This window comes from Microcystis sp. LE18-22.4A (assembly GCF_027531105.1).
Lineage (GTDB): Bacteria > Cyanobacteriota > Cyanobacteriia > Cyanobacteriales > Microcystaceae > Microcystis > Microcystis aeruginosa.
The window spans coordinates 1-23,827 of sequence record NZ_JAPZRB010000243.1; the positions used below are offsets into that span (position 1 = coordinate 1).

Sequence of the window (23,827 nt, forward strand, 5' to 3'; positions counted from 1 at the left end):
CTGCGTTATTGGATGGATAATCAGGGTGTTGGCAAAACAGAGTTATTTCGATACAACACAGCATTAAGGAAAGAGTTTAAATTTGTTGATGATTTAAACTCCCATGCTTGCCAGACTGCCGTAGAAAGAACCTTGCGGGCAATTACTCGGTTTTACGATAATTGCCAAAATAAAGTTAAAGGAAAGAAAAACTACCCTAAGTTTAAAAAACATTCCCGTTCCGTTGAGTATAAAGTATCTGGATGGAAGCTATCAAAAGATAAACGCCATATTACCTTTACAGATAAAAAAGGTATTGGTACTCTTAAGTTGATTGGTTCTAGAGATATTAATTACTATCAACCAGACCAGATTAAACGGGTAAGAATCCTGAATCGTGCCGATGGTTATTATGTGCAGTTTTGCCTTAAATTAGACCCCAGAGACACGGTTAAGCCTTTAACACCTTCCCAGAAAGCCACTGGGATTGATGTGGGATTAAAGTTTTTCTTAGTAGATAGCGAAGGCCATCAAATTGATTGTCCGAACTACTATCGAAAAGCTGAAAAACAACTAAACCGATTAACTAAAAAAAAGTCAAAGAAATACCGTAAGGGTAAAAAACAATCTCGTAATTATCACAAAGCTAGAAAGCGATATGCTCGGAAACATTTAAGAGTAAGTAGGCAACGAGAAGAGTTTGTCAAGAGTGTGGCACTCCGTTTAGTTAAGTCTAACGACTTAATCGCTTATGAAAACTTGAATATCAAAGGCATGGTCAAGAATCGTCATTTAGCCAAGTCGATAACCGATGCAGGATGGTCTGTTTTTAGGCAATGGCTAGAGTATTTTGGGGACAAATACGGCAAGTTAACTATAGCTGTCTCACCTCATAATACGTCTCAAAATTGTTCTAGTTGTGGACAAAAAGTCCAAAAGTCGCTATCTACTCGAACCCATGTTTGTCCTCATTGTGGATATACAGATTGTCGAGATAGAAACGCCGCTTTAAACATCTTGCAAAAGGGATTAAGTAGCGTGGGGCGCACGCAAACTTTAAACGCTTCGGGAGAGATTCCCTCTTGGTTGGTTGGAGAAATCCTGCTTGCTAACGGAGACTCAATGAACGAAGAATCCCCGTCTCTTTAGAGCGGGGAGCGTCAAACAAAAAAGGCGTTACAGGCGCTTTGATTGTCTGAGGCCTCTGGTTTTAGACTTTGGGAGATACCCCCCTTGAGGAGAATCTCTTAAAGTGCATTGTTAAGGTGTGTTAGTAAAAAAGTATCGGTCAATTGGTGATTCTAGATGACCTACTGCCTTAATCCCAACTGTACTCAACCAAAAAACGCCCCGACAGCGTTAATCTGCGAGAGTTGCGGTTCAAAACTTCTGCTGCACGACCGCTATCAAACCCTAGGCATTTTGGGGAAAGGAGGGTTTGGGGCAACTTTTGTATCATCGGATCTGTCCCTACCAGATAAGCCCCTCTGTGTGGTCAAACAACTGCAACCTCCCTCTAAAGATGCTAATGTTTTTCGCATGGCGAGGGAACTTTTTGATCGAGAAGCGGCCACCTTGGCCAAACTGGGAGTTCATCCGCAGATTCCCCGATTATTGGACTATTTTGAAGATAATCAACAGTTTTATCTAGTTCAAGAATACGTTAAAGGTCATAACCTGCACCAAGAGGTCAAAAAACGCGGACCGTTTAGCGAAGCGGGAGTCAAACAGTTTTTAAGTGAACTCTTGCCGATTTTGCAATATGTCCACGAGCAAAAGGTAATTCATCGGGATATCAAACCCGCTAACCTAATTCGTCGGCAAACAGACCGAAAATTGGTTCTGATTGACTTCGGGGCCGTCAAAAATCCAGTTAATAGCGTCATGGCCAATGCCGATTCTCAAACCGCTTTGACTAATTTTGCCGTGGGTACCCAAGGTTTTGCCCCCCCCGAACAGATGGCCATGCGTCCCGTTTACGCTAGTGATATCTATGCGGTGGGAGCTACCTGTCTCTATCTACTCACGGGCAAATCTCCTAAAGCGATCGAAGTTGATATTAATACAGGTGAATTACTCTGGGAAAAATTAGTCAAGGTGAGTCCCCAGTTTGCTAAAGTCCTGAAAACAATGCTGGAAGTCTCTGTCCGTCATCGCTACAAATCCGCTCAAGAGGTAATGGATGCTTTAGACATGACGGCTTATGCCGACAGTCTAGCCCAAAGTTTAATCGCCGCTCCAATGGTTACTTCCCAGCCCCCCCGACAAGATTCAGGTTCGATAGCCACTTCCTCCGTTTCTGTCCCTCTCAAGTCTAAATTTCGTCCCAAAAATCAAAATCCAGAGGCCTCTCCAGATAATCTGCTGGGGGGACAGATGGCTTTTTCACTGTCTAATACAAATGTATTTGCTAAAAGTAAAGCCCGCAGCAGCACAGAGCTAACCTTACTGAAGAAAAAACCCCGCTTAGATGAAAAAGCGATTCTCGATGCTTACAATGACGGCCGGCGCAATTTCGCCCAAGAGGAATTACCAAATCTCAATCTGGCCAAAGCCAAACTTTTGGGCGTCAATTTCTGTCAATCCAAATTAACAGGAGCTAATTTACAAGGGGCAAATCTGTCCAATGCGGATCTGGGCCGGGCTAATCTCAGTCAAGCTATTCTCAAAAGTACCAATTTAAATAATGCCTATCTCGGTTATGCAGACCTAGAAAAGGCCGATTTACGCGGGGCTAATCTCACCGGCGCCCATCTTCGCTACGCTAATCTCAAAGATGCTAATCTTTGCGGGGCTAATCTCTCTGATGCCCAAGTAACTCGAGAACAAATCGCCCTAGCAAAAACCAATTGGTTAACAGTTATGCCCAATGGTAAACGCGGTTCCTGGTAATCTTTTTTCAGTGGGTAAGTTATCAGTAATCAGTGAAAAGACAGTAGGAAACTTCGATTTAATACTGTCACTTAAAACTCAAATCTGATAACTGATAACTGATCACTGATAACTGATTTAACCGCCGCTTTCCTTAAAGGTTTTGTAGGCGGTTTCGGAGTCGAAAATATGGCAATAATCAACAATTCGCTGCATTAATGCCCAAGAAAACTCGGTTTCTTTCAGGTGACTGCCCCAATTTTCTTTGAGACTAGCGTGAACTTTGCGGAGGTTATAGGAAGGAATCGCCGTCGAGATATGATGGGGGATATGGACATTAATATCGTGACAGAGAATTTCTACCCAACGGGGATAGCTACAGTGAACTGTCCCTTCTAGTTGCGCTAAAGCTTGATTCCACTCTTCGGGATGGAAAAATTGAATATCGGGGTCTGTGTGATGGACAAGGGTAAAGGTACTCATCCAAAAATGATAGACAAACCAAGGTACCACCCAAAATTTAACCAATCCCCAGACACCAGTGTAGAAAATGAGGGTTGGGAACAAAATAGCTCCAAAAACTAGAACGACAATCATCGAAAAGCGCGCTTTTTCCCGTTCGTTCTCCTTGAATTGTTCGATGTTGAAGTGTAGAATAGCCCAGTGGGCGATCGAACCAAGCCACCAGAAACGTCCGCGAATGCCGCGATAAAAGAGACGCACTAAGGGATTGGCCGAGTTAAAAGCTTCTAATTCCCACGGATCCCAAGCATTATCTATAGTTACCATGTTAGTTTTAGTATGATGGCGATCGTGCAGGAAACGCCAGCAGTGGAAGGGATAGATAAGCGGTAAGAGGAAAATATGACCGACAAGATCATTAACCCAGCGTCGATTGGAAAAAGACCGATGACCGCAATCATGGGCGATCACAAAAAATCCCGTTAAAGCTGTACCAGTGAAAATCCAAGCTAAAGGCAGTAAATACCAGGGAGAATAAACTAGCATTGCATAACCCGCAATGACCGCCAAAATATTCGTAATCACTCCAAACCAAGCTTTAACTGGGTCTTTCTGGAAATATTCTTTGGGAATGGTTTTAATAATATCTTTCAGTTTAAAGTCTGGCTCGATCGAGGTGATCAACTCCCCATGCAATTTATCCGTCGTTGCCGTCATGAAATCTCCAATTACACTTAGGTGAACCCTTGACAAGAAATCAGCTAGGAGGTTTGGCTAAATTCTGCTCCTTACCACAAGCCAATTTTTTTGTCAATATATTTTTAACTTTAATTATTAAACTTCCGCGAAGCTTAATAATCCTTTACTTTATATACCATAAGAGGAGATTTTCTGTTTTGGCCAAATTTGACGGCGGGTGCATCTCATTTTTGTAAATCTACCAATTGGGATTTTTACGGGGAAACTCTCGGCTAAAATCGGGCATTACTTCCGATTTTATCACTCAATCCCAGCTTTTGGGGGGTAGAACCCCCCAAACCCCGGAGCGCATTAGCTTTTCGGTGGGATGCTTACACGCAGCTGCTGATACATTTGTCATCATCTAAGAGTCACTGATAATTGCTGATTGTCGGTATTCCTGCAAATCTGCGATGCACCCTTGACGGCTGCCTTTTGCCTTCAAAAACTGATAACTGATAAAAAAAACAAATATTGACTATTTTTAGGCTTTTTTCAACGATTAGCGGTGTTTTCTAGGGATTTAATCTCCTCCTGTACCTTACGGTGTTCGCGATTTAACTGTTTTTTGACCGATTCGGGGAGTTGTTCCTGTTTTTTCAGGGCATTATTAAAGTAATCTAATGCCAGTTTCAAAGAGCCGGTATTTTTATCCGTATTGCCTTGAATTCTTAGGATTTGACCTTTCAGATACATTAATTCCGGATTATCGGGGGTCGCTTTCAGAGCGTTATCGATAAACTGCAAAGCCTGATCGTACTGCTTTAAATCCCGGTAAGCTAGAGCGATACCTCGGTCGACCAAGTAATCGGGACTACCATAGGTTTCTAGCCGTTGAATTGCCTCTTGAGGACTAGAAAAGGGCAGATTAACCGCTAAAATCAAATCCATATAACCCTTTAACAGGTTCAATTCCGGATCCGTAGGATTAACCTTTTCTGCGGTTTCCAAATACTGAAACACCTGTTGTAATCTGGGGATAGCCGATACTGCTCCTTCGGTTTGAAAAACGTAGGTTCCCTCTAAAAAACTCCCCACCGCTAGATACAAATTTCCCCTTAAAGGGTCACTGTCCTGCATTTGTTTGGCCGCTGCCTTAGTTTTCTCGGAGTAGGTTTTTAGGGTGTTCCAATCCTGGTCGGTAAAAGCAAGAGAGGCGCGCATAGCATGGGACAAAGGTTCTTGGGGTTCCTTTTCTGTGGCCTCAACAATTAATTTTTTTGCCTCTAGATAGTTACCTTGTTTAAAAATAGCGTTAAAAGCGGCCTCGGTCTTATCACCAATCGGTCGGGGATTGGTTTTGCGGAAAGGATCTCCAGCTAACCCGGGACCAATCCAGTTAACCATTACCATAACAGCCAGGGAAGCACCGATCGCCATTTTTTTCGTTAAACCTAACCGCAGCACCATGGTTAAAAGTCTCCTTGAGCGAATGAAAAAATCTGTCACAATAGAAACGGGTTTCTAGACTTAATTTCCAGTTATTTTCCTGTCAATGCTTTATCTCAAAGATGTGGTTTATCATCCTCCCGCTGCCCTCAATCCCATTTTACAGGGGATTAATCTCGAATTAGCCCCCCAAGAATTAGGTCTGATTGTCGGCCCCAGTGGTTCCGGAAAAACGACTCTTTTGGAAATTCTAGCAGGCTTTGCCGATAAAACAGCAGGGACAATTCACTGGCGCGACCAAGAATTAACGGTGCTGCACCTGCAACAATTAGGAGGAATCGTTTTTCAGTTTCCTGAACGTCATTTTTGCGGTAAAACCATCCTTGAGGAGTTGCGTCTCGGTCATCCGGAGATTAAAAGCGATCGCCTAACGGCGGCCTTAAAGGAGGTAGGATTAGAAAATATTCCTCTGGATACTTCTCCCCACAATCTTAGTGGAGGTCAACAGCGTCGTTTATCCCTCGCTGTCCAGTTAATCCGGCAGCCTAATCTGTTACTGCTCGATGAACCTACGGCCGGTTTAGATTGGTCGATGCGTCGTCAATTGGCTAAACTTCTCGCTAGTCTCAAACAACACTGGACTTTATTAGTAGTTAGTCACGATGCCGGAGAATTACTCCCCATTGCTGACCGTCACTGGAAAATTGAACAAGGACATTTGAGGGAAGTAAAAAGTGAAAAAACAGATAGTTGAGGTTTTAGGGTTTTGGGGTATTAGTTGAAATTTCCCCACTCCCCCAATAGCTGATAACTGATAACTGATAACTGATGACTGATAACTGATGACTGATAACTGATAACTGATAACTGATAACTGATAACTGATAACTGAATTAATGATCCTTCCTGAATTATTTGACCTTTGGCAAGAAACCCTAGAATGGCAACCCGATGGGGCCATACAAGCGCGATTTCAACAACTTTATGACTTGATTTTAGAGGGTAATCAACGTTTTAATCTCACCCGCATTACCCAACCGGAGGAGTTTTGGGAAAAACATCTTTGGGATTCTTTATCGGGTTTAGCTTGGTTACAAAAATCCCAGCCAGATTTATTGACAAAATCCCTATCAGTCATCGATTTGGGGACTGGGGCCGGATTTCCGGGAGTGCCAATTGCGATCGCATATCCCCATTGGTCGGTGACTCTCTTGGATTCCACCCAAAAAAAGATTAATTTTCTTGAAGAAGTTATTGACAAATTAGAGTTAAATAACACGAAAACTCGTTTAGGTCGGGCGGAAATCGTCGGGAAAAACCCTAAACATAACTGTGCTTACGATATCGTCTGTTTGCGAGCGGTAGCTAATGTGGATATCTGTGTTAACTATGCTTTGCCTTTCCTGAAAAAGACCGGAATCGCTATTCTCTATCGTGGTCAGTGGTCGTCGGAGGATAGTTCGAGTTTAGAGAAGAATTTAGGGAAAGCTGGCGGTAAAATCCTCGAAATTGCCAGTTTTACCACTCCCTTAAGCGAAAGCGTCCGTCATTGTCTATATATCTGCAAGGGATAACTCTAAGCGGTGAGAGGATGGAAAAAGAAAGCCAAGGCCAGGATAGCATAGGTAGCTAAGAGTAACATTCCCTCTAACCAATTTGATCGCCCATCACTACTAATCGAATTAGCTAACCACACCGCTACAGCCACTGCCACTAACTCAAAGGGATTAAAATTTAGATCCATGGGCTGACCGATAATATAACCCATGATAACCAAAACTGGAGCCACAAACAGGGCGATCTGCATACTGGAACCAACGGCCACAGATACCGATAGATCCATTTTATTCTTAAGGGCGACGGTGACAGCCGTAGCGTGTTCGGCCGCATTACCGATAATAGGCAAAAGAATCACCCCGGTAAACAGCGCCGTTAAACCTAGCTGTTCCGTAGCCTCCTCTAGGGATGCCACCAATAACTCCGATTCTACGGCCACGGCGATGGTAACGATCAATAAAATCAAAGACCAAAACCAGATTTTCGGCCTTGCGGTGCTTTCTCTGGCGCTTTCCTCCTCGATACCGGCAACCCCGACATCGTAGAGATAGGTGTGGGTTTTCATAGAAAACAAGAGACTTAAACCATAGACGAAAATTAACACCGCTGCCACGGCCACGGATAGACGTTGCAGGACTGCTTCCCCGACTCCCGTGGAGGTAAATTGCACGGCAGTGGGTAAAAGGAGCGCCACCACCGCTAAATTCATGGCCGAGGCATTTAAACGGGCAGTTATTGGTTGAAATTCCTGTTCTTTGAAGCGTAAACCGCCTAAAAACATCGATAATCCCATAACTAAGAGTAAATTACCGATAATTGAGCCAGTAATCGTCGCTTTTACCACATCGATAAAACCTTCCCGCAAAGCGACATAGGCGAGAATTAATTCTGTGGCATTGCCAAAGGTGGCATTCATCAAACCGCCAATATTTGGCCCGACCACCACCGCAATCGCTTCGGTGGCTTCCCCCATGTAGGCCGCTAGGGGGATAATGGCTAGACAAGCGGTGATAAAAACTACTGTTCCGCCCCAGTGTAACAGCGAACCGGCGATCGATATAGGCACAAAAATCAATAGGATGGCGAAAATGGTGTTTTTGCTTAACATAAAGTGAGTATTTTGTCAAGATAATTTTATTTTGATCGGAGATGGGAACTAGAAGCGGATTCTAGCCAAAATTCCCCGGTGGAACCGCTTATTACCCATAATATTGCCCTAAAACCGTCTCTGAGGGACTTTTCTAGGGGTTCGGGGGGTGATTGGGAGGGAACAGTCACCGGTTTAATCACAATTCCGCGACTACCAAAAACAATTTCTCCCACTAATCGCGCCCTTCTCATGTGATTATCGGAAGTGACTAGATAGACACTATCAATACCTTCGGCTTTCAGTTGATCGGCTAGGCTAGTAAAGTTAGTGACAGTATCTCGCGCATTGTAATCGAGATGGAGACGTTCTGGGGGAATTCCCGCTTTTTTAAAAATCTTTCTCACATATCGTCGCGGACTACCGGAAGATACCCAAATCGGTAGATCGGGATATTCCTTAGCCAATTTTGCCGCAAAACGTTCTCGATCGGCATGACCTCCCAAAACAAAAATCGCTTCCGGTTTTAGCCACTGCTGACGTAAATCGTGGTATAACCAGCCTAAACTCGCCAAAATTAGCGGAATAGCCAGCAATTTTAACCTAGATTTGCCTAACTTCGCTTTCAGAGAAACTCGCTTTTTTCTGCGAGAATTAGCCTTGAGAACCATATATCAGTGATCGGTGATCAGTTGTCAGCCTTCAGCTTTGTGGATTAAAGTGATCGAGGGTGAGGGTCATCGAACTCACATTGACGTAGGAGATAGGGATTGTATCCCCTAACTGACCGATAATTTTCCCAGAACTCAGGTTGATTGATGCGGTCGCTTACATCCCCCACCAACGGGCCACCGCTTCGGGAAGGGGCAGCAAAATACTTAATAACAAAGCCAGGGAAAATAAACCTAATAAATCTCGTTTATTATCCAATTCGGTGACATCATTTAAAGCAGGTTGATCGCTGACTGGCATTAATAAGAGAATAATCGCCCAGAGTAAAAAATCTGGTTGCACTAGGGCTAAAATAAACATGAATAATCGAGTTAATTGACCGATAATTATGGCGGTTTTCTGCCCATACATGGCGTGAACAATATGACCACCATCCAATTGACCCACGGGCATTAAATTTAGGGCTGTAACGATAATTCCTACATAACCAGCTACCGCTAAAGGATGTAAATGGATCGCTTTTCCGGCGATTAAATTACTGCCGAGGGCTAGTTTAGCTAGGATAGACAAGAGAAAAGAAAACTGCGGATTTAAGGCCTGAAAATTTAATAAACTGCTTTGATTAGTTAGGGGAACTATTTCCGAGAGGGACAACCCCCAAAACAGTAGAGGAATAGCGATAATTATACCCCCCAAAGGACCGGCCACCGCCACATCAAATAAAGCTTTACGCGTGGGAACCGGGGAGCGCATTTGAATGAAAGCCCCGAAGGTGCCGAGGAAGAAAGGAAAGGGGATAAAATAGGGCAAAGTGGTTTTAATTTTATATTTAACTGCTGTCAAATAATGACTGAATTCGTGCAGTCCTAAAATAGCAATTAAGCCTAAACTGTAGGGTAAACCTTGCAATAATAAACTGGAATTATTTTCTAATTGTTGGGTGGTAATGCCACTTAATCCCGCACCGACCACTGTGGTAGTTAAGATAGTTAATAACAATAAACCCAGGGCAAGAAGGGGGCGAGTAACTTTTTCAGTTTCTATAGTTTCTGTTTTTTGCTGCCAGGGATTAGCCACAAGAGCGAAAAAAGGTTGTCCCTGAAAACTTTCTTGGAAAAGCAATAAAAAGCGATCCCCAAAAACCTTCTCCACATTGTTTTTAATCACTTGATAAGCTTCTTCGGGAACTGCTCGCAATTTCCCCCGACAGAGAATTGCTTGGGGACGATAATCGATATTTTGCAGATAATAAATCCCCCAAGGAAAACAATCTCGTAGGGATTTTTCCTCTTCAGCAGTGATCGGTTTTAAATCACTTTTAGGTGCGGGATTATCAATATTTTCTAGGACTAAATTCGCTGTTTCCGCTGGTGATGGGGGGCTTTCTTGGGGAGTAACCCGACCCATTTGTACTAGCCACCAATACAAAAAAGGGCAGATCACAAAAGGACCGATCAGCAAAAATGCCGGCATGGGGGTATCCTCTCCATAGATTAACGTCCAGCCGGTCCAAATAAGAGCCGGAGTCATCAGGACTAACCAAATTAACCAAATTGGTGTTGTCGTGATTTTGGCCACGCTACGCTTGACGATAAAATAGGTGAAACCGCCAAGAATCCCTAATAACAACCACATTTCCATATCGGCTCTTTTCTGTTGAGTAAAAGGCGGCTAATTTCAGCCCGCCCGGTCATCGATCGTGCTAAGTTATAAACCGCATTGATTGTGATTTGGATAGGCAAACCATGCGATCGGAAACCGAATCGTCTCCTTTAGAGGTTAGCAAAACCACAAAACCCCCTCGATTAATTCTAGAAGGTTTATACGCTTTCTCGCCTAATCGGGAAACCCTAGGGGGAACCTCTTATCTTATTGTAGAAAATACTGGTAATATTCTGGTGGATTGTCCTAGCTGCGAGGAGAGCGAGCGGGATTTTCTGCGAGAAAAAGGAGTCCGTTACCTATTTTTTACCCATCGCGGGGGTCAGGGGAAACAGAGCGATTCTCTGCAAAGTTTACTTGATTGTGAGATTATTCTACAGGAACAGGAAGCTTATCTGCTTCCTCACCGTCAAATTACCGTTTTTCAGCAGCAAATCCAGTTATCTCCCACTTGTAGCGGTTTTTGGACTCCCGGCCATTCTCCCGGCTCCTCCTGTCTTTACTGGCAGCGTCACGGGGGGGTTTTATTTACCGGTCGTCATCTTCTACCCGACACTAAGGGTCAACCGCGACCCCTACAGACTGCGAAAACTTTCCACTGGCCGCGGCAATTGCGATCGCAAAAGTCCATTTTAGACCGTTTTAGCCCGGAAACCCTCTCCTATCTTTGTCCGGGGGCTAATACCGGCTTTTTGCGAGGTCGGGGAATTATCGATCGCGCCTACGAAAAAATCAGCGCCAATTCTCTTAAGTAGGGTTTGCGGCAAAAAGTTTGTTGGTGGGGTTAGGAGTCAGGAGACAGGAGACTCCGAGACAGGAGAGGAAGTCAGAATAACACAATGACCTGACGTGCCTGGAAGCGGAACCCTTTGCGTTCGTCTCCGGAAAGTGCAAGGGTTTTGAGTCCCTCGGAGCGATTTCTCAACGTTTGTTTCTGGCACTTTTTTGGCTAAAAAAGTCTCAAAACCCTTTTCTAGTAAGGCTTCCAGTAATTTTCAGCCAACCCTAAGTAGTAGAACAAAATTAATTTCCTGGTTAGGATAGGCACTCATGCAAGAGGCACTCATGCAAGAGGTGGTGAGATATGTCTAGTTAGGGTTTGCGGCAAAAAGTACGGGCGAAGCATTCGGATAGAAAATCTACGGTTTCACCGATAGGTTATTGCCCGAATGCTTCGCCCCTACAGGACGCGGGCCGATGAAGACGCCAGGTTTTAAACGACGATTCTCTCAAAATCTTACATCTGTTTCGCTCGTAAAGCCACAAAACCCCTACCTTGCCTACATTTCACATTTATTCAGCCAGCCCTAACTAAAGACTTTTTAGAAGCTGTATCGTTCAATTCCCAGAAATTATGAATTTAACCGTTAAAGACTTGGGTGAACAGGGATTGCTACCGATTCTGCAAAAATATTGTCCTGCCGAGATTATCGGTGATGATGGGGCGATTTTATGCCTCAAGGAGGGTTATTCTCTCGTCGTCACCACTGATGTTTTAGTTAATAACGTCCACTTTAGCGATCTTACTACCTCTCCGGAAGATGTGGGCTGGCGAGCGGCGGCGGCTAATTTATCCGATTTAGCGGCTATGGGGGCAGAACCCCTGGGAATTACGGTAGGATTGGCTTTAACTCCCGATCTAGCCATCGATTGGCTAGAAGGACTCTATCGGGGTCTTAGCTCTTGTCTGCAAGTATATCAGACGGCGATCGTTGGTGGCGATGTCTGTCGGGCCACGGAGATTAACATCAGCATCACCGCCCTGGGGCAAGTGGCAAAAAATGAAGAAATTAGACGTTTTAACGCAAAAGTTGGCGATAGTATCGTTATTACCGGTTATCACGGTTTATCGCGGGCTGGATTAGAGTTACTCTTTCACCCTGAAACCGGCAGGAATTTAAATTCCGCCCAAAAAAAGCGATTAATCCAAGCTCATCAACGGCCGCGACCGAGACTCGATTGCATACCACATTTACAAAAAATTGTCAAGCAATTTCCCATCGCGGGCATGGATAGCAGTGACGGGTTAGCAGATGCCATCATGCAAATTTGTCGCTGTAGTGGGGTTGGTGCTGAAATCGAGAGGATTCCCCTGCATCCAACCCTGAAAGAATATGTAGGAGCCGAAAAAGCTCTAGAATGGGCTTTATACGGCGGTGAAGACTTTGAGTTAGTTTTGTGTTTGCCTCCGGACAGTGCCAGAGAATTGTTGGAGAAAGTGGGGGAAGAGGGGGCGATAATCGGTCAAATTGTCCCCGGGAGAGAGATAAAATTAGCCGATGGTAGAAACCTCAGTTTAAGCTCTGGATTTCAACATTTTTAGCCTCTATAAATCGCCAAAACCTTTCTTTTTCTTGATTTTCTTTGGTTTTTTCGGGCTGCCACCTTGACCGCGGAACCCCGGTTGATTGCCACCCCCAAACATTCCGCCACCCATCCCGGGCATCCCAGGCATAGCGGGCATTTGTCCCCGTCCCATCTGTTGCATCATCGATCGCATTCTGGTGAAATTAGTAATTAGTTTGGTAACTTCCGTTTCTGGATGTCCCGAACCTTTGGCAATGCGACGACGACGATTAGGAGACTTAGCCAATAAATCGGGGTTAGCGCGTTCCTCCGTGGTCATGGAATTAATCATCGCTTCCGTGCGTTTTAACTCTTTTTCGCCCTTTTCGATGTCTGTCCCGCTCAGTTTGCCTAGACCGGGGATTAACTTCAAGACTCCCCCCAGGGAACCCATATTTTTTAACAGCCGCATCTGTTTGAGGAAGTCATTAAAATCAAACTTAGCCTCTAAAATCTTGGCCTGCATTTTGGCCGCGTCTTCTAGGTCTAACTGTTCCTGAGCTTTTTCCACTAGCGTCAGGACATCACCCATATTGAGGATGCGACTGGCAAGGCGATCGGGATAAAATGGCTCTAAAGCTTCTACTTTTTCGCCAACCCCAACAAATTTAATCGGTTGTCCCGATATTTGCCGCACTGATAAGGCCGCACCACCGCGAGTATCGCCATCAAGTTTGGTGAGAATTGCCCCCGTGATGCCGATTTGTTGGTGAAAAGTGTTGGTAAGATTGGCCGCTTCCTGACCGGTCATCGCATCCACCACTAATAAAGTGTCGTCGGGCTTGACAATTTTCTTGATTTGTGCTAGTTGGCCCATCATCTGGGTGTCTATCTGCAAACGACCGGCGGTGTCGATGATAACCGTATCTACGCCCAATTCTTTGGCTTTTTCCACACCTTGACGGGCGATATCGACGGGATTAGCCTGAGAACCCATCTCGAAGACGGGAACATTTATCTGTTTACCGAGGGTGATTAATTGGTCAATGGCCGCCGGACGGTAAACATCGGTGGCCACCATCAGACAGCTTTTGGACTGTTTGCGGAGATATAGGGCTAATTTGGCGGTGGCGGTGGTTTTTCCTGTCCCTTGCAACCCGGCCATTAAAATTACGGTGGGGGGTTTATCGGCCTGGGCTAGGGGAACGTTGCTTTCCCCCATAATTTTAACTAATTCATCATAGACAATTTTGATAAATTGCTGACCGGGATTGACTCCGGAAATCACTTCAGCGCCGAGGGCTTGTTTCTCGACCTCAGCAATAAATCCCTTGACCACCTGTAGGTTAACATCTGCTTCTAATAAAGCCCGCCGGACTTCTTTGAGGGTTTCTTGTATATTGGCCGAGGAGATTTTATCTTGACCTCGTAATTTTTTCCATGCGTCTTCTAAGCGGTCGGCCAGTGCGTCGAACATAGTTTCGGAATTAAATTTTTAACTAGATCGATTTTATCTCAAATGTCGGGTGAAGACCCCCGTTCTTGCCCTGTCATTGGTCTCGGACTGGCATAGTGCAGCCACTCTCCCGGTGTAGGAGAGTGAGCAGCGGGGAGAGACAATCCATAATTGGGTTTTTAAAGTGCGATTTACTTACTAGCCACTCCTAAATCCTTCACTTCTAACTTTTGATTGCTCAAAAATAGTCGTAATTTCAACAAACTGAGAGTTTGACCGAGATTGAGGGGAAGGAGGGAAATGCCTTCTAACCGCGATTGTAACCAACCATCGCCCCAATACCATTCGTGATAGCCATCGATACCTTGACTCAAAAGCAAGCGTAAACACTGGTCATTGGCCCATAAAACCTGATGTTGTACGGGAATTAAACCTAACCAAGAGGTAAAAGTCAAGCCTTCCTCTAATTTATCGGGTAGATTGGGCGAGAGCATTTGCGGCCACAGCCATTGACGGAGATGAGCAGTTTTGAGCAAACTATCCCGGATAGCCTGTTCACTGGCCGAGATTTCGATACGCAGCTGACTTTGTTGAAAATTGCCGAACATATTGTTGTCTGATAATTTTTGTTAAGTTAGTTAAAGAATAACTAAAAATCGGGACAGCGTTTTCCAAGGATAACAGTAAGTAGTATGGCAGATAAATTAATCCGCGCCACGGCCGCCGATGGCGGAATTAGAGTAGTAGGAGTGATTACCACTCGTTTAACGGAAGAAGCCCGCCAAAGACATAAATTATCTAACGTAGCCACTGCCGCTCTCGGTCGCACGATGGCATCGGCTTTACTCTTGGCTTCCAGTTTAAAAAAACCAGGTTCTAGGGTCAATATTCGCATTAAAGGCGATGGTCCCCTAGGCGGTGTTTTAGTTGATGCGGGACTCGATGGCACGGTGCGGGGTTATGTGGACTATCCCCAGGTGGAATTACTCCCCAATGCTCAGGGTAAATTAGATGTGGGTCGCGCCGTGGGTGACAAGGGTTATGTGCGAGTCTTACGGGAAGAAAAAGGCGAGGGGAGAAATGAACTTCAAGAAAGCATCGTCGAGATAGTTTCTGGGGAAGTGGGGGAAGATATCGCCTACTACCTGGACCAATCGGAACAAATTCCCTCCGCTTTGCAAGTGGGGGTTTTTGTCGGTACGACCACAGGAGTAACGGCAGCCGGGGGAATTTTATTACAAGTTCTCTCTAAAGAAGCGTCCCGGGATGAGGTCTTGGTGGCTCGTTTAGAGTCGAGATTGCGAAAATTAACGGGATTTACGCCCCTTTTACGGGCAGGAAAAGGACTAGAAGATATTTTTCAGGAACTTCTCGGAGATATGGGTCTAGAAATTTTTCCGGCTGTGCAGATGCTGCGTTTTGATTGTGATTGTTCTTTTGAACGGGCCCTAGGAGCTTTAAAATTCCTCGGGGTCGATGAATTAAAAGACATCATCGAAAAGGATAAACAAGCGGAAGCCATCTGTGAGTTTTGTCGGGAAGTGTACAATGCCAACGAGACGCAATTAATCGAATTAGTCGAGTCTCTACAAGCTGAATCTTGCTGAGAAGTTGGGCAATGAGCGCCATTAAGGTAAAATCTATCTAAAATATCCGTCAGGGAGTCGTGAATGTTTAAAGGAAAAGAATTAACCAAAAATCTAGTCAAACGAGAATCGATTGACTCCCTGACTCGTTGGCCAGAGAAAACTAAATCTTTTCTTTTTCTCTTTTGGTACCGATACCAGCATCGTTTCACTTGGAAAGTTTGGGCGGCTTTATTTGTCGTCGTCTTTGGCGGTGTTGGCTTTCTCGCCACTTGGCAGTTATTAAATATGCAGAAGTCGCCCAATTGCCCAAAAATCTTCTGGCCTATCGCTTCTGCCTCCCTGCGTCTCTACTGCGCTCAACTTTCCGCCGATAGTCGCACCGTGGAGGGTTTACTCGCAGCAATTGCCCTAGTGGAAGCTTTACCCGATGACCATCCCTTGCGATCGCAAGTTAATCAACAGGTGGAAGAATGGGCGCGAGATATCCTGAATTTGGCTGAAAAAGACTATCAAGCGGGAAATTTACAGCAAGCGATCACTAAAGCTCGTCAAATCCCCAATAATATGGCAGTAGCGGCAATTATTGAAGAAAGAATCGCTAAGTGGCAAGGAACTTGGACGGAAGGCAACGATATCTTAAGCAAACTAGAGGAAAATCTCCGCGCTTCCAACTGGAATCAATCTTTCCGTCTAGCGGTGGATTTATTGAACTTAAATAACGAATACTGGGCAACGGTTAAATATAATGAAGCGCTCGCTAAAATTACCGTCGCCCGGGAAGATAGCAGTAAATTAGATAATGCCTTTAATCTCTTTGCCCGGGGCGGTCTCGACAATTGGGTCAAAGTCATCGAAGAAGCTAGAAAAATTCAAGCCAGCAGTTATGCCTATCAGGAGGCAGAAAAATTAATCGGGAAAACCGAGGATAAACTGCAAGAATACGCCGAAAGATTAATTGAGCGGAAGCAATGGCAAGCTCTCCGGGATTTGGCTAACCAAACCCCCAAAGACCTCAAAATTAAAGAAGATGTCACCGATTGGTCCCTCTTGTCCGCAGCGGCCTTAGATGCGGAAGCCGGCACGGTGGAGGGATTGGAAGCCGGCATACTGGGACTAGAACAAATCGACGCTTCTCGACCCCTCCATCAAACGGCCCTAGCTATGAGGGAGCGCTGGCAGTTACAGGTACAGGATCTAAGAATACTGTCCGAGGCTAGGGATTTAGCACAAGCAGGTACGATCGAGCAGTATAGCGCCGCTATCGCGAAAGCGGGCGAGGTTCCCCGTAATAATCCCCTCTGGTCGCAAGCACAGCAGGAAATTGGCTCTTGGAATCGTCAAATACAAGTCATAGAAGACCGGCCGATTTTAGAACGGGCGCGGGAAATCGCTATCCCCGGCGACATTAATTCCCTCAGTAACGCTATTATTCAGGCCCGGGCCATCGGCAAGAATCGGGCCTTATACCGAGATGCTCAACGGGAAATTGGCGGCTGGCAAGTGCGGATTGAACGCATGGAGGATCAACCCATTTTAGATCAGGCTCAAGCTTTGGCCAATCTCAAAGACTATAGCACAGCGATCGAAACTGCCAATCAAATTCCCCCCGGTCGCACTCTTTCCTCGGAAGCTTCCCAAAATATCCGTCGTTGGCGCCGAGAGTTGCGGGCCCGTCAAAATCTCCAACAGGCTAATCAATTAGCGGCGACGGGAACCGCAGAAGGTTTAACCCGGGCGATTGCTTTAGTTACCAATATTTCCACTAAAACCGATGCGGGTGTGCAACGGACTGAATTGCTGGAACGTTGGAGTTATCAGCTTTTGTCTTTAGCCACGGACCTAGCTAATAATGGTCGTTATCTGGAAGCTATTCGCCTTGCTGAATCCGTATCCCGGGAAAGTACCGCTTACAGTTCGGCTCGCTCCCAAATGCAAGGCTGGCGCAATATTCTCCAACCTCCGGCCCCACCGCCAATAGTTGAATCGACTCCCCTTTCCCCAGAGTCCCCGATAGAAACACCAAGTCCGGGTCAATAATCAGTTTTAGGGGCTGTTTTTGCCGTGGATTGCCCCTAAAAAAGTCCCTCATCCCCAGGGGTCTGTCCAGTTAAATCTGTATTATACTAAATCCTGTTTACAAGGGATAGGATGGCGGGGGAGCGGGGAGAAACAATCCATAACTTGGGAGTTCATCGCACTATTCAAAACCGATTTAGTATAAATTGCCAACAAATAACCAAAGCCAATTTTAAAAAGATAATAAGTAGGTAGGCGTTAAAAATTATCAGACACCCCCCTTATCAAGGCTGTCCATTAGTCACATCTTTCTTAACATTTCAAACCTTTGTAGCACAACGCTTTCAAGACTCGGTTAACAATTTGTAATATTCCTTGTTGACACCCTTACTGACAAAGAAAAAACTGAAATCAAGTCAGGATAAGAGTTGGAGTGCTTAATGAAAAAATTGTTAAGAAAGATCCCTATAAGGGATAGAAGGGTAGGGTTGATTCATGAATCAACCCTACTATGAATCGGCCCTAGGATTAAGGGGGGCAGGGAGGATCAAAGACAAAATCTATCTTCAATTTAATTATAACCACTTACTTACTTAGTTGTTATGAATTACATTAATCAATCAAGCAAAAAACAGACCTCCGTAATTTCTATGAGAGCAAGTGAGGTACTGGATTTATATGCCAAAGGGAAACGCAATTTTACGGGAGTAAAATTAAAAGGAAAGTGTTTTCACGGAAAGAATTTATCGGGGGCGAATTTTAGTCAAGCCGATCTGCGTGGCACTAATTTTCAAGGGGCTATTTTAGAGGGAACTAAATTTACCGAGGCTAGGGCAGGATTACTAAAGCGCGGTCGGCTACAATTAATTTTAATTTCTTGGTTAATAGCGGCTGTCTGCGGCTATCTGTGGGGATTAGCTGGTTATTATCTAGCTTTAATGCTGGTGACAGATGTAACCAAATTTAAAATCATTGGTGCGGGGATAATCACGATTTTATCTCTAATTTACGGAATATTTTATCGTCAGCGAGTGGGGGGATTGCCCTTAGTTTTATCCTTGATTTCTGGTCAAGCAATAAGTTTTACCCTAGCAATTTGCATCAGCTTAACTTTAACTTTATTGACAGGAATTATATTAGTTTTTCAGGGAGCATTAGCAGGGATAGCTGTGATGAATGGAACTTTTTCTATAGCTTTGATTGTTGGGGTTTGTGGTACTTTATTCACCGCTTATCTGGCTTGGTTATCCCTAGAAGAATCGAGAGAAACGATCACGAAATCCATGGCAATTGCTTTTTTAGCCAGTAAAGGTACAAATTTTTGCGGGGCAAATCTGCAAGAAGCCGATTTCACGGGAGCGCAGTTAAAAGCCACTGATTTAAGGGCAAAAGATTTAACTAGAACTCGATTTTATCTGGTATCGGGCATCGAGCGAGCGCGCTGGGAAAAGACAATTCTGGACGAAGTTGCGATGAGAAATCTTCTGGTTACTGGTCAAGGGGAAAATAAAGCTTATATTGGCTATAATTTTCGCGGACTGAATCTTTACGGGTTTAACTTCAAAAATGCCAACCTGACTAGGGCAAATTTCAGCGAGGCAAATTTAGCCTACGCTAATCTAGAAGGGGCAAATTTAGCCCATAGTAACGTGATGAGAGCCAATTTACAGGGAGCCACCTTGACGGGTGCTTGTATCGAAGCTTGGAAAATCGCCGAAAATACTAATTTAGAAGGGGTTGATTGTGATTATATTTATTTAGTCGAGTGCGATCGAGAGCGCCGTCCCAGGGAGGGAGAATTTGGGGAGGGAGAATTCCGGCAATTGGCCCTGGAGCAGCGAAAATTGTATATTGACGAATAAGATAACTGCTATACAAAGCTAAAATTGCGGCGCCGAGGCGGGCAATTAGAGGGATAATAAGACCAACCCCGATCGAGCGGGTGTCAGAGGCGGCGGAGTTACATCCCTCCCGATGCCAAATAAGGTTATTTGCCCTTTTCCCTAACCCCTATCCCCCGACTGGTAACTGATCACTGATAAGCGATGGTGAATATTTCTAATCAAGTTATACCCAATCGGGGACTAGCGCCCCAGGCAAAAGCCTCCGATGTCCAAATCCTAGCGGCGATCGATATTGGTACGAATTCGGTTCACATGGTAGTAGTGGCAATTGAACCGTCTTTACCTGCTTTTACGATTATTGCCAGAGAAAAGGATACAGTCCGTCTGGGCGATCGAGATAGGAAAACCGGTAAATTAACCCTAGTGGCCATGGAAAGAGCGATCGCCGCTTTAAAACGCTGTCACGATCTGGCTATTAGTCTCCAGGCGGATCAGATTATTGCCGTTGCCACTAGCGCCACCCGGGAAGCGACCAACGGCGACGAATTTTTGGCTTTAATCGAGAAAGAAGTCGGTATTTCTGTAAATCTCATCTCCGGACAGGAGGAAGCGCGCCGGATTTATCTCGGTGTCGTCTCGGGAATGGATTTCCAAAATCAAGCCCATATTATTATCGATATCGGTGGTGGTTCCACAGAATTAATCTTAGCTGATAGTCAAGAAATTCGCTTTCTTAGTAGTACCAAAATCGGCGCGGTGCGTTTGACCCAAGATTTGATCACCACCGATCCCATTAGTACCACAGAATTGGCCTATTTAAGAGCCTACACCAGGGGAATGTTAGAGCGGGCAGTAGAGGAAATTAAACATCATTTACAGGTGGGAGAAGTGCCGCGTTTAGTGGGAACTTCTGGGACGATCGAAACTTTGATGACTATCCATGCTTTGGAGAAATTGGGGGAAATTCCCAATCCTTTAAATGGCTATCAATTAACCCGCAAAGATGTCAAAGAATTAGTCAAACGTTTCGCCACTTTGGACTATCACCAAAGACTGGCAATTCTGGGGATGTCCGATAAACGGGCTGAGATAATTCTAGCCGGTTCGATCGTGCTTTTGGAAGCGATGACCATGTTAGATGTTGATAAGTTAGTTCTCTGTGAAAGGGCCTTGCGAGAAGGGGTAATCGTCGATTGGATGCTGACGCACGGTTTAATTGATAATCGGTTACTTTATCAGAGTGAAATCCGTCAGCGCAGTGTCTTGAAAATAGCGAAAAAGTATCAAGTTAATTTAGAATCTGCTGAGAGAATAGCGGCATTTTCCCTGTCTTTGTTCGAGCAAACTCAAGCACAATTACATTCTTGGAATCAGGAGGCTAAAGATTTATTATGGGCGGCGGCTATACTGCATAATAGTGGTTTATATGTTAGTCATGCTGCCCATCATAAACATTCCTATTATTTAATTCGTAATGGTGAACTGTTGGGCTATACGGAAATAGAGTTAGAAGTGATCGCTAATATCGCTCGTTATCATCGCAAAAGTAAGCCGAAGAAAAGGCACGATGATTTTATGAAATTAACTGAATACTATCAGTATATGGTCAGACATTTAAGCGCTATACTGCGCTTGGCTGTGGCTTTAGATCGGCGACAAATAGGAGCGATTAAAAAGATTGAATGTAAGTATGATCCTGAATATAGAACCCTACATCTGCATCTTTTTCCCAATAATGCTGAAGATGATTGTGCTTTAGAATTGTGGAGTTTAGACTATAAAAAACCCGTTTTTGAGGAAGAATTTGGGGTGAAAGTTGTGGCAACTTTGGCATTTTTACCCTTAAACCATGAGCAGTGAGCGGTTATCATTGACTACCGCCGGTATTAGGTAGCTTGAAATCGGCGAGATTGGAATTTTCGAGACTTGTTACCCGTTATTCTAGGTCAAGATTATCGACCGTGGCAAATTGATAATTTTTGTTGATAGTCAAGCAAGAAAACGGTTAAAAACTGAAAGGTTACTGTTATAATCCAGAGGGAATAGGATCGCAGAAAGAAAAGGAGCCGAAAAACTTGTTGCAATTAGCTAAAATTGGTCGCTTGATCGCTCTTGGTTGCTTGGGAACGATACTGACTAGCTTTCCTGTCCTCTCGGCCGAGAGAATCACTTTTATCTTACCGCCCTTTAGTCGTACCCTAGAAATTAGTTCCCTAGAAAAGTTTGTCGAGACTGGCAGAATTGACGCTAATCTAAGACAATATTTAGGTAATACCACCCCCGAACAACAAAGAGAATTTCGTCAAGCTTTAACCACAAGTAAAGAAATTAATCCCGTCCTGATCTCGCGCTTTTTTAACACCACAATGGGGGAAGATATCCTCAACCTTTTAGGGGAACTGATCACCATTCAAGGGGGTATTAATGGTAAATTCGCTCTGCGTTCTGCCCTAATTAAATCAGCTTTTGAACCGGGAGGGGTAACTATTCTTAACCTGCTGCGTAATCTGCCCACTAATATGCAGATTGATGTGACAAGAGTGCAAAGATTAGCTAGGGCGATCGATATCGTCCTGAAAGCGACCACAGTATTCACGGAAAAGGTGGCGCAATTATCCTTAGAAGAAGCTAAAAAGGCTGGTGAAATTAATTTTACCGCCATGACCGACCCCCGACAACCGGGACCGCAACAAGTGGAACAAATGCGGCTGGATTTAACCGATAGCCGTCGTCAGAGGGAACTTTATCTGATCATTGTCAAACCCAAGGGGCAATTAACCCAGAAAACCCCCGTTATTGTCTTTTCCCACGGTTTAGCTTCTCGTCCTGAAGATTTTGTCCGACAAGCGGAACACTGGGCTAGTTACGGTTATCTCGTCGCCATACCCCAACACCCCGGCAGTGATACCCTACAGGTGCAGAATCTGCTCGCCGGTTTATCGGGGATGGTTTTTGATAGCAACGAATTTGTCAATCGTCCATTGGACATATCTTTTGTGATCGATGAATTGCAAAGACGCAACGCGGGGGAATTTCAGGGGCAATTAGATGTAGATAATGTGGGAGTTGGTGGACATTCCTTCGGCGGTTATACAGCCTTAGCTGTAGGTGGAGCGACGATCGATTTCGAGAATTTACAACGGGACTGTCAAAGAAGATTAGCTTTTCTCAATGTCTCCCTCTTGCTCCAGTGTCGTGCTTTGGATTTACCCCGAGAAGAATACAACTTTCGCGATCCGAGAATCAAAGCGATTTTTGCGGTTAATCCGTTTAATTGGAGTATTTTCGGGGCTAAAGGACTAGCTAAGCTCGAAATTCCCAGTTTTGTAGCGGCAGGAACCTACGATCCCGCTACCCCCGCTATTTTTGAACAGGTGCGCTCTTTTCCCCTGCTCAACACCGAAAATAAATATTTAGCTCTGATTGAAGGTCAAGCTCACGTCGATTTTTCGGTACTAGACGCGGGAATTAACGAAGCGATCGAATCCGTAGCCGATCTTACCCTGCCAGCACCATATCTGATCGATAGTTACGCCCATTCCCTATCTTTGGCCTTTTTTGAGGTGTATATTCGCAAAAACCCCAGCTATAAACCTTTTTTACAGGCGGCCTATTCCCAATATCTCAGTCAAGGCCAAGAGTTTAGATGTTTTCTGATTACCCGCGCCTCCTCGGCTGCTTTAGCACAACTCATCGAAGATTTTATCGCTCAAAATGTCCGTTAATCAGTTATCAGTTATCAGTTATCAGTTCACTGTTTACTGTTTACTGATCACTGAAAAGCTCCCCACTTTCCCACTTCCCCACTTCCAATTCATAATTCATAATTTATCAAAAATGTCGGGGTAAAGACCATCGCTTTTAGCGACGGGATGAAACCCCGACCAAAATAGAACCGCAAAGCACGATTAAATCCTTGACAATTTAGCCTTGCATATTTTACCATAGTAAATATAGTCTGGTAAACAAGATGTTAAAAGCGTTTAAGTACAGAATCTATCCGACCAGTGAGCAATCAGTTTTGCTTGCCAAGTCGTTTGGCTGTGCTAGATGGTTTTACAATTACGCTCTAAACTTGACATCCGAAACTTACAAGCAAACTGGAAAAGGATTAAGCAGAGACGAAATAATTAAGCTGCTGCCTTCCTTAAAAAAAGAGCATGAGTGGTTAAGCGAAGTACCATCGCAGGTATTACAACAAGCTGCTTTAAATCTTTCT

The 23,827-nt window shown here is 44.6% G+C and carries 19 protein-coding genes; 12 read left to right on the forward strand and 7 right to left on the reverse strand.

Annotation, left to right across the window (positions count from 1 at the left end; translation table 11 throughout):
• On the forward strand, positions 1-1,128 hold a 1,128-nt coding region (locus tag O9295_RS11125; protein ID WP_288032970.1), incomplete at its 5' end, for an RNA-guided endonuclease InsQ/TnpB family protein.
• Positions 1,129-1,284: 156 nt separating this feature from the next.
• Entirely contained in the window at positions 1,285-2,871 is a 1,587-nt protein-coding gene (locus O9295_RS11130; protein WP_288032972.1) for a serine/threonine-protein kinase, read from the forward strand.
• A gap of 117 nt (positions 2,872-2,988) precedes the next feature.
• On the opposite strand, the gene O9295_RS11135 is transcribed toward O9295_RS11130, so the two are convergent.
• Together O9295_RS11135 and O9295_RS11140 are read right to left on the reverse strand one after the other, a co-directional pair.
• Positions 2,989-4,029, reverse strand: coding sequence for a fatty acid desaturase (locus tag O9295_RS11135; protein ID WP_190722810.1), 1,041 nt, complete (start codon positions 4,027-4,029; stop codon positions 2,989-2,991).
• Positions 4,030-4,545: 516 nt separating this feature from the next.
• Positions 4,546-5,460 (reverse strand): Sll0314/Alr1548 family TPR repeat-containing protein, encoded by a 915-nt coding sequence (locus O9295_RS11140; RefSeq protein WP_104397989.1) that lies wholly within the window; start codon positions 5,458-5,460, stop codon positions 4,546-4,548.
• An 85-nt stretch (positions 5,461-5,545) separates the two neighbouring features.
• Here O9295_RS11140 and O9295_RS11145 point away from each other — a divergent pair, with 85 nt between their 5' ends.
• The gene (locus tag O9295_RS11145; RefSeq protein ID WP_002786686.1) at positions 5,546-6,193 is read left to right on the forward strand and encodes an ABC transporter ATP-binding protein; all 648 of its coding nucleotides are present in this window, start codon (positions 5,546-5,548) and stop codon (positions 6,191-6,193) included.
• A gap of 142 nt (positions 6,194-6,335) precedes the next feature.
• The gene (gene rsmG / locus O9295_RS11150; protein WP_288032973.1) at positions 6,336-7,013 is read left to right on the forward strand and encodes a 16S rRNA (guanine(527)-N(7))-methyltransferase RsmG; all 678 of its coding nucleotides are present in this window, start codon (positions 6,336-6,338) and stop codon (positions 7,011-7,013) included.
• Positions 7,014-7,015: 2 nt separating this feature from the next.
• Here the strand turns inward: rsmG and cax are convergent, their stop codons facing one another.
• The 3 genes from cax to O9295_RS11165 all read right to left on the reverse strand — a co-directional run bounded on the left by cax (position 7,016) and on the right by O9295_RS11165 (position 10,396).
• Entirely contained in the window at positions 7,016-8,104 is a 1,089-nt protein-coding gene (cax, locus tag O9295_RS11155) for a calcium/proton exchanger (protein ID WP_288032974.1), read from the reverse strand.
• A 26-nt stretch (positions 8,105-8,130) separates the two neighbouring features.
• Positions 8,131-8,754: a YdcF family protein gene (locus O9295_RS11160; RefSeq protein WP_147073192.1), complete on the reverse strand. Its 624-nt coding sequence runs from the start codon at positions 8,752-8,754 to the stop codon at positions 8,131-8,133.
• Positions 8,755-8,911: 157 nt separating this feature from the next.
• Entirely contained in the window at positions 8,912-10,396 is a 1,485-nt protein-coding gene (locus tag O9295_RS11165) for a site-2 protease family protein (protein WP_288032975.1), read from the reverse strand.
• 104 nt (positions 10,397-10,500) lie between these two features.
• Between O9295_RS11165 and O9295_RS11170 the strand changes: the two genes are divergently transcribed.
• Complete coding sequence (locus O9295_RS11170) at positions 10,501-11,172, forward strand: MBL fold metallo-hydrolase (protein WP_288032976.1); 672 nt, start codon at positions 10,501-10,503, stop codon at positions 11,170-11,172.
• A gap of 599 nt (positions 11,173-11,771) precedes the next feature.
• The gene (thiL, locus tag O9295_RS11175) at positions 11,772-12,740 is read left to right on the forward strand and encodes a thiamine-phosphate kinase (RefSeq protein ID WP_190722805.1); all 969 of its coding nucleotides are present in this window, start codon (positions 11,772-11,774) and stop codon (positions 12,738-12,740) included.
• A 3-nt stretch (positions 12,741-12,743) separates the two neighbouring features.
• Here the strand turns inward: thiL and ffh are convergent, their stop codons facing one another.
• A complete protein-coding gene (ffh, locus tag O9295_RS11180; protein ID WP_061430867.1) occupies positions 12,744-14,180 on the reverse strand; it encodes a signal recognition particle protein in 1,437 nt (478 codons plus the stop codon).
• Positions 14,181-14,350: 170 nt separating this feature from the next.
• Positions 14,351-14,767 carry a hypothetical protein gene (locus tag O9295_RS11185; RefSeq protein ID WP_079209272.1) on the reverse strand — a complete coding sequence of 139 codons (417 nt, stop codon included), beginning with the start codon at positions 14,765-14,767 and terminating at the stop codon, positions 14,351-14,353.
• Positions 14,768-14,851: 84 nt separating this feature from the next.
• Here O9295_RS11185 and hslO point away from each other — a divergent pair, with 84 nt between their 5' ends.
• From hslO to O9295_RS11215, 6 genes are all read left to right on the forward strand, one after another.
• Positions 14,852-15,766, forward strand: a complete 915-nt coding sequence (gene hslO, locus O9295_RS11190) for an Hsp33 family molecular chaperone HslO (RefSeq protein WP_147069221.1) — start codon at positions 14,852-14,854, stop codon at positions 15,764-15,766.
• A 63-nt stretch (positions 15,767-15,829) separates the two neighbouring features.
• A complete protein-coding gene (locus O9295_RS11195; RefSeq protein ID WP_288032978.1) occupies positions 15,830-17,785 on the forward strand; it encodes a chromosome segregation ATPase in 1,956 nt (651 codons plus the stop codon).
• Between the two features lie 629 nt (positions 17,786-18,414).
• Positions 18,415-19,626, forward strand: a complete 1,212-nt coding sequence (locus O9295_RS11200; RefSeq protein ID WP_288032979.1) for a pentapeptide repeat-containing protein — start codon at positions 18,415-18,417, stop codon at positions 19,624-19,626.
• A gap of 183 nt (positions 19,627-19,809) precedes the next feature.
• Complete coding sequence (locus tag O9295_RS11205) at positions 19,810-21,468, forward strand: Ppx/GppA phosphatase family protein (protein WP_288032980.1); 1,659 nt, start codon at positions 19,810-19,812, stop codon at positions 21,466-21,468.
• A 215-nt stretch (positions 21,469-21,683) separates the two neighbouring features.
• Positions 21,684-23,333: an alpha/beta hydrolase gene (locus O9295_RS11210; RefSeq protein WP_288032982.1), complete on the forward strand. Its 1,650-nt coding sequence runs from the start codon at positions 21,684-21,686 to the stop codon at positions 23,331-23,333.
• A gap of 245 nt (positions 23,334-23,578) precedes the next feature.
• Positions 23,579-23,827: helix-turn-helix domain-containing protein (locus tag O9295_RS11215; RefSeq protein WP_288032137.1), on the forward strand; the 249-nt coding region annotated here is incomplete at its 3' end.

Coding starts and splice junctions, on each gene's coding strand:
- cax (WP_288032974.1), bottom strand. CDS start 8,104: ATGTTAAGCAAAAACACCATTTTCGCCATCCTATTGATTTTTGTGCCT.
- O9295_RS11205 (WP_288032980.1), top strand. CDS start 19,810: ATGGTGAATATTTCTAATCAAGTTATACCCAATCGGGGACTAGCGCCC.
- O9295_RS11145 (WP_002786686.1), top strand. CDS start 5,546: ATGCTTTATCTCAAAGATGTGGTTTATCATCCTCCCGCTGCCCTCAAT.
- O9295_RS11170 (WP_288032976.1), top strand. CDS start 10,501: ATGCGATCGGAAACCGAATCGTCTCCTTTAGAGGTTAGCAAAACCACA.
- rsmG (WP_288032973.1), top strand. CDS start 6,336: ATGATCCTTCCTGAATTATTTGACCTTTGGCAAGAAACCCTAGAATGG.
- O9295_RS11185 (WP_079209272.1), bottom strand. CDS start 14,767: ATGTTCGGCAATTTTCAACAAAGTCAGCTGCGTATCGAAATCTCGGCC.
- hslO (WP_147069221.1), top strand. CDS start 14,852: ATGGCAGATAAATTAATCCGCGCCACGGCCGCCGATGGCGGAATTAGA.
- O9295_RS11160 (WP_147073192.1), bottom strand. CDS start 8,754: ATGGTTCTCAAGGCTAATTCTCGCAGAAAAAAGCGAGTTTCTCTGAAA.
- O9295_RS11165 (WP_288032975.1), bottom strand. CDS start 10,396: ATGGAAATGTGGTTGTTATTAGGGATTCTTGGCGGTTTCACCTATTTT.
- ffh (WP_061430867.1), bottom strand. CDS start 14,180: ATGTTCGACGCACTGGCCGACCGCTTAGAAGACGCATGGAAAAAATTA.
- O9295_RS11200 (WP_288032979.1), top strand. CDS start 18,415: ATGAGAGCAAGTGAGGTACTGGATTTATATGCCAAAGGGAAACGCAAT.
- O9295_RS11135 (WP_190722810.1), bottom strand. CDS start 4,029: ATGACGGCAACGACGGATAAATTGCATGGGGAGTTGATCACCTCGATC.
- O9295_RS11140 (WP_104397989.1), bottom strand. CDS start 5,460: ATGGTGCTGCGGTTAGGTTTAACGAAAAAAATGGCGATCGGTGCTTCC.
- thiL (WP_190722805.1), top strand. CDS start 11,772: ATGAATTTAACCGTTAAAGACTTGGGTGAACAGGGATTGCTACCGATT.
- O9295_RS11130 (WP_288032972.1), top strand. CDS start 1,285: ATGACCTACTGCCTTAATCCCAACTGTACTCAACCAAAAAACGCCCCG.
- O9295_RS11195 (WP_288032978.1), top strand. CDS start 15,830: ATGTTTAAAGGAAAAGAATTAACCAAAAATCTAGTCAAACGAGAATCG.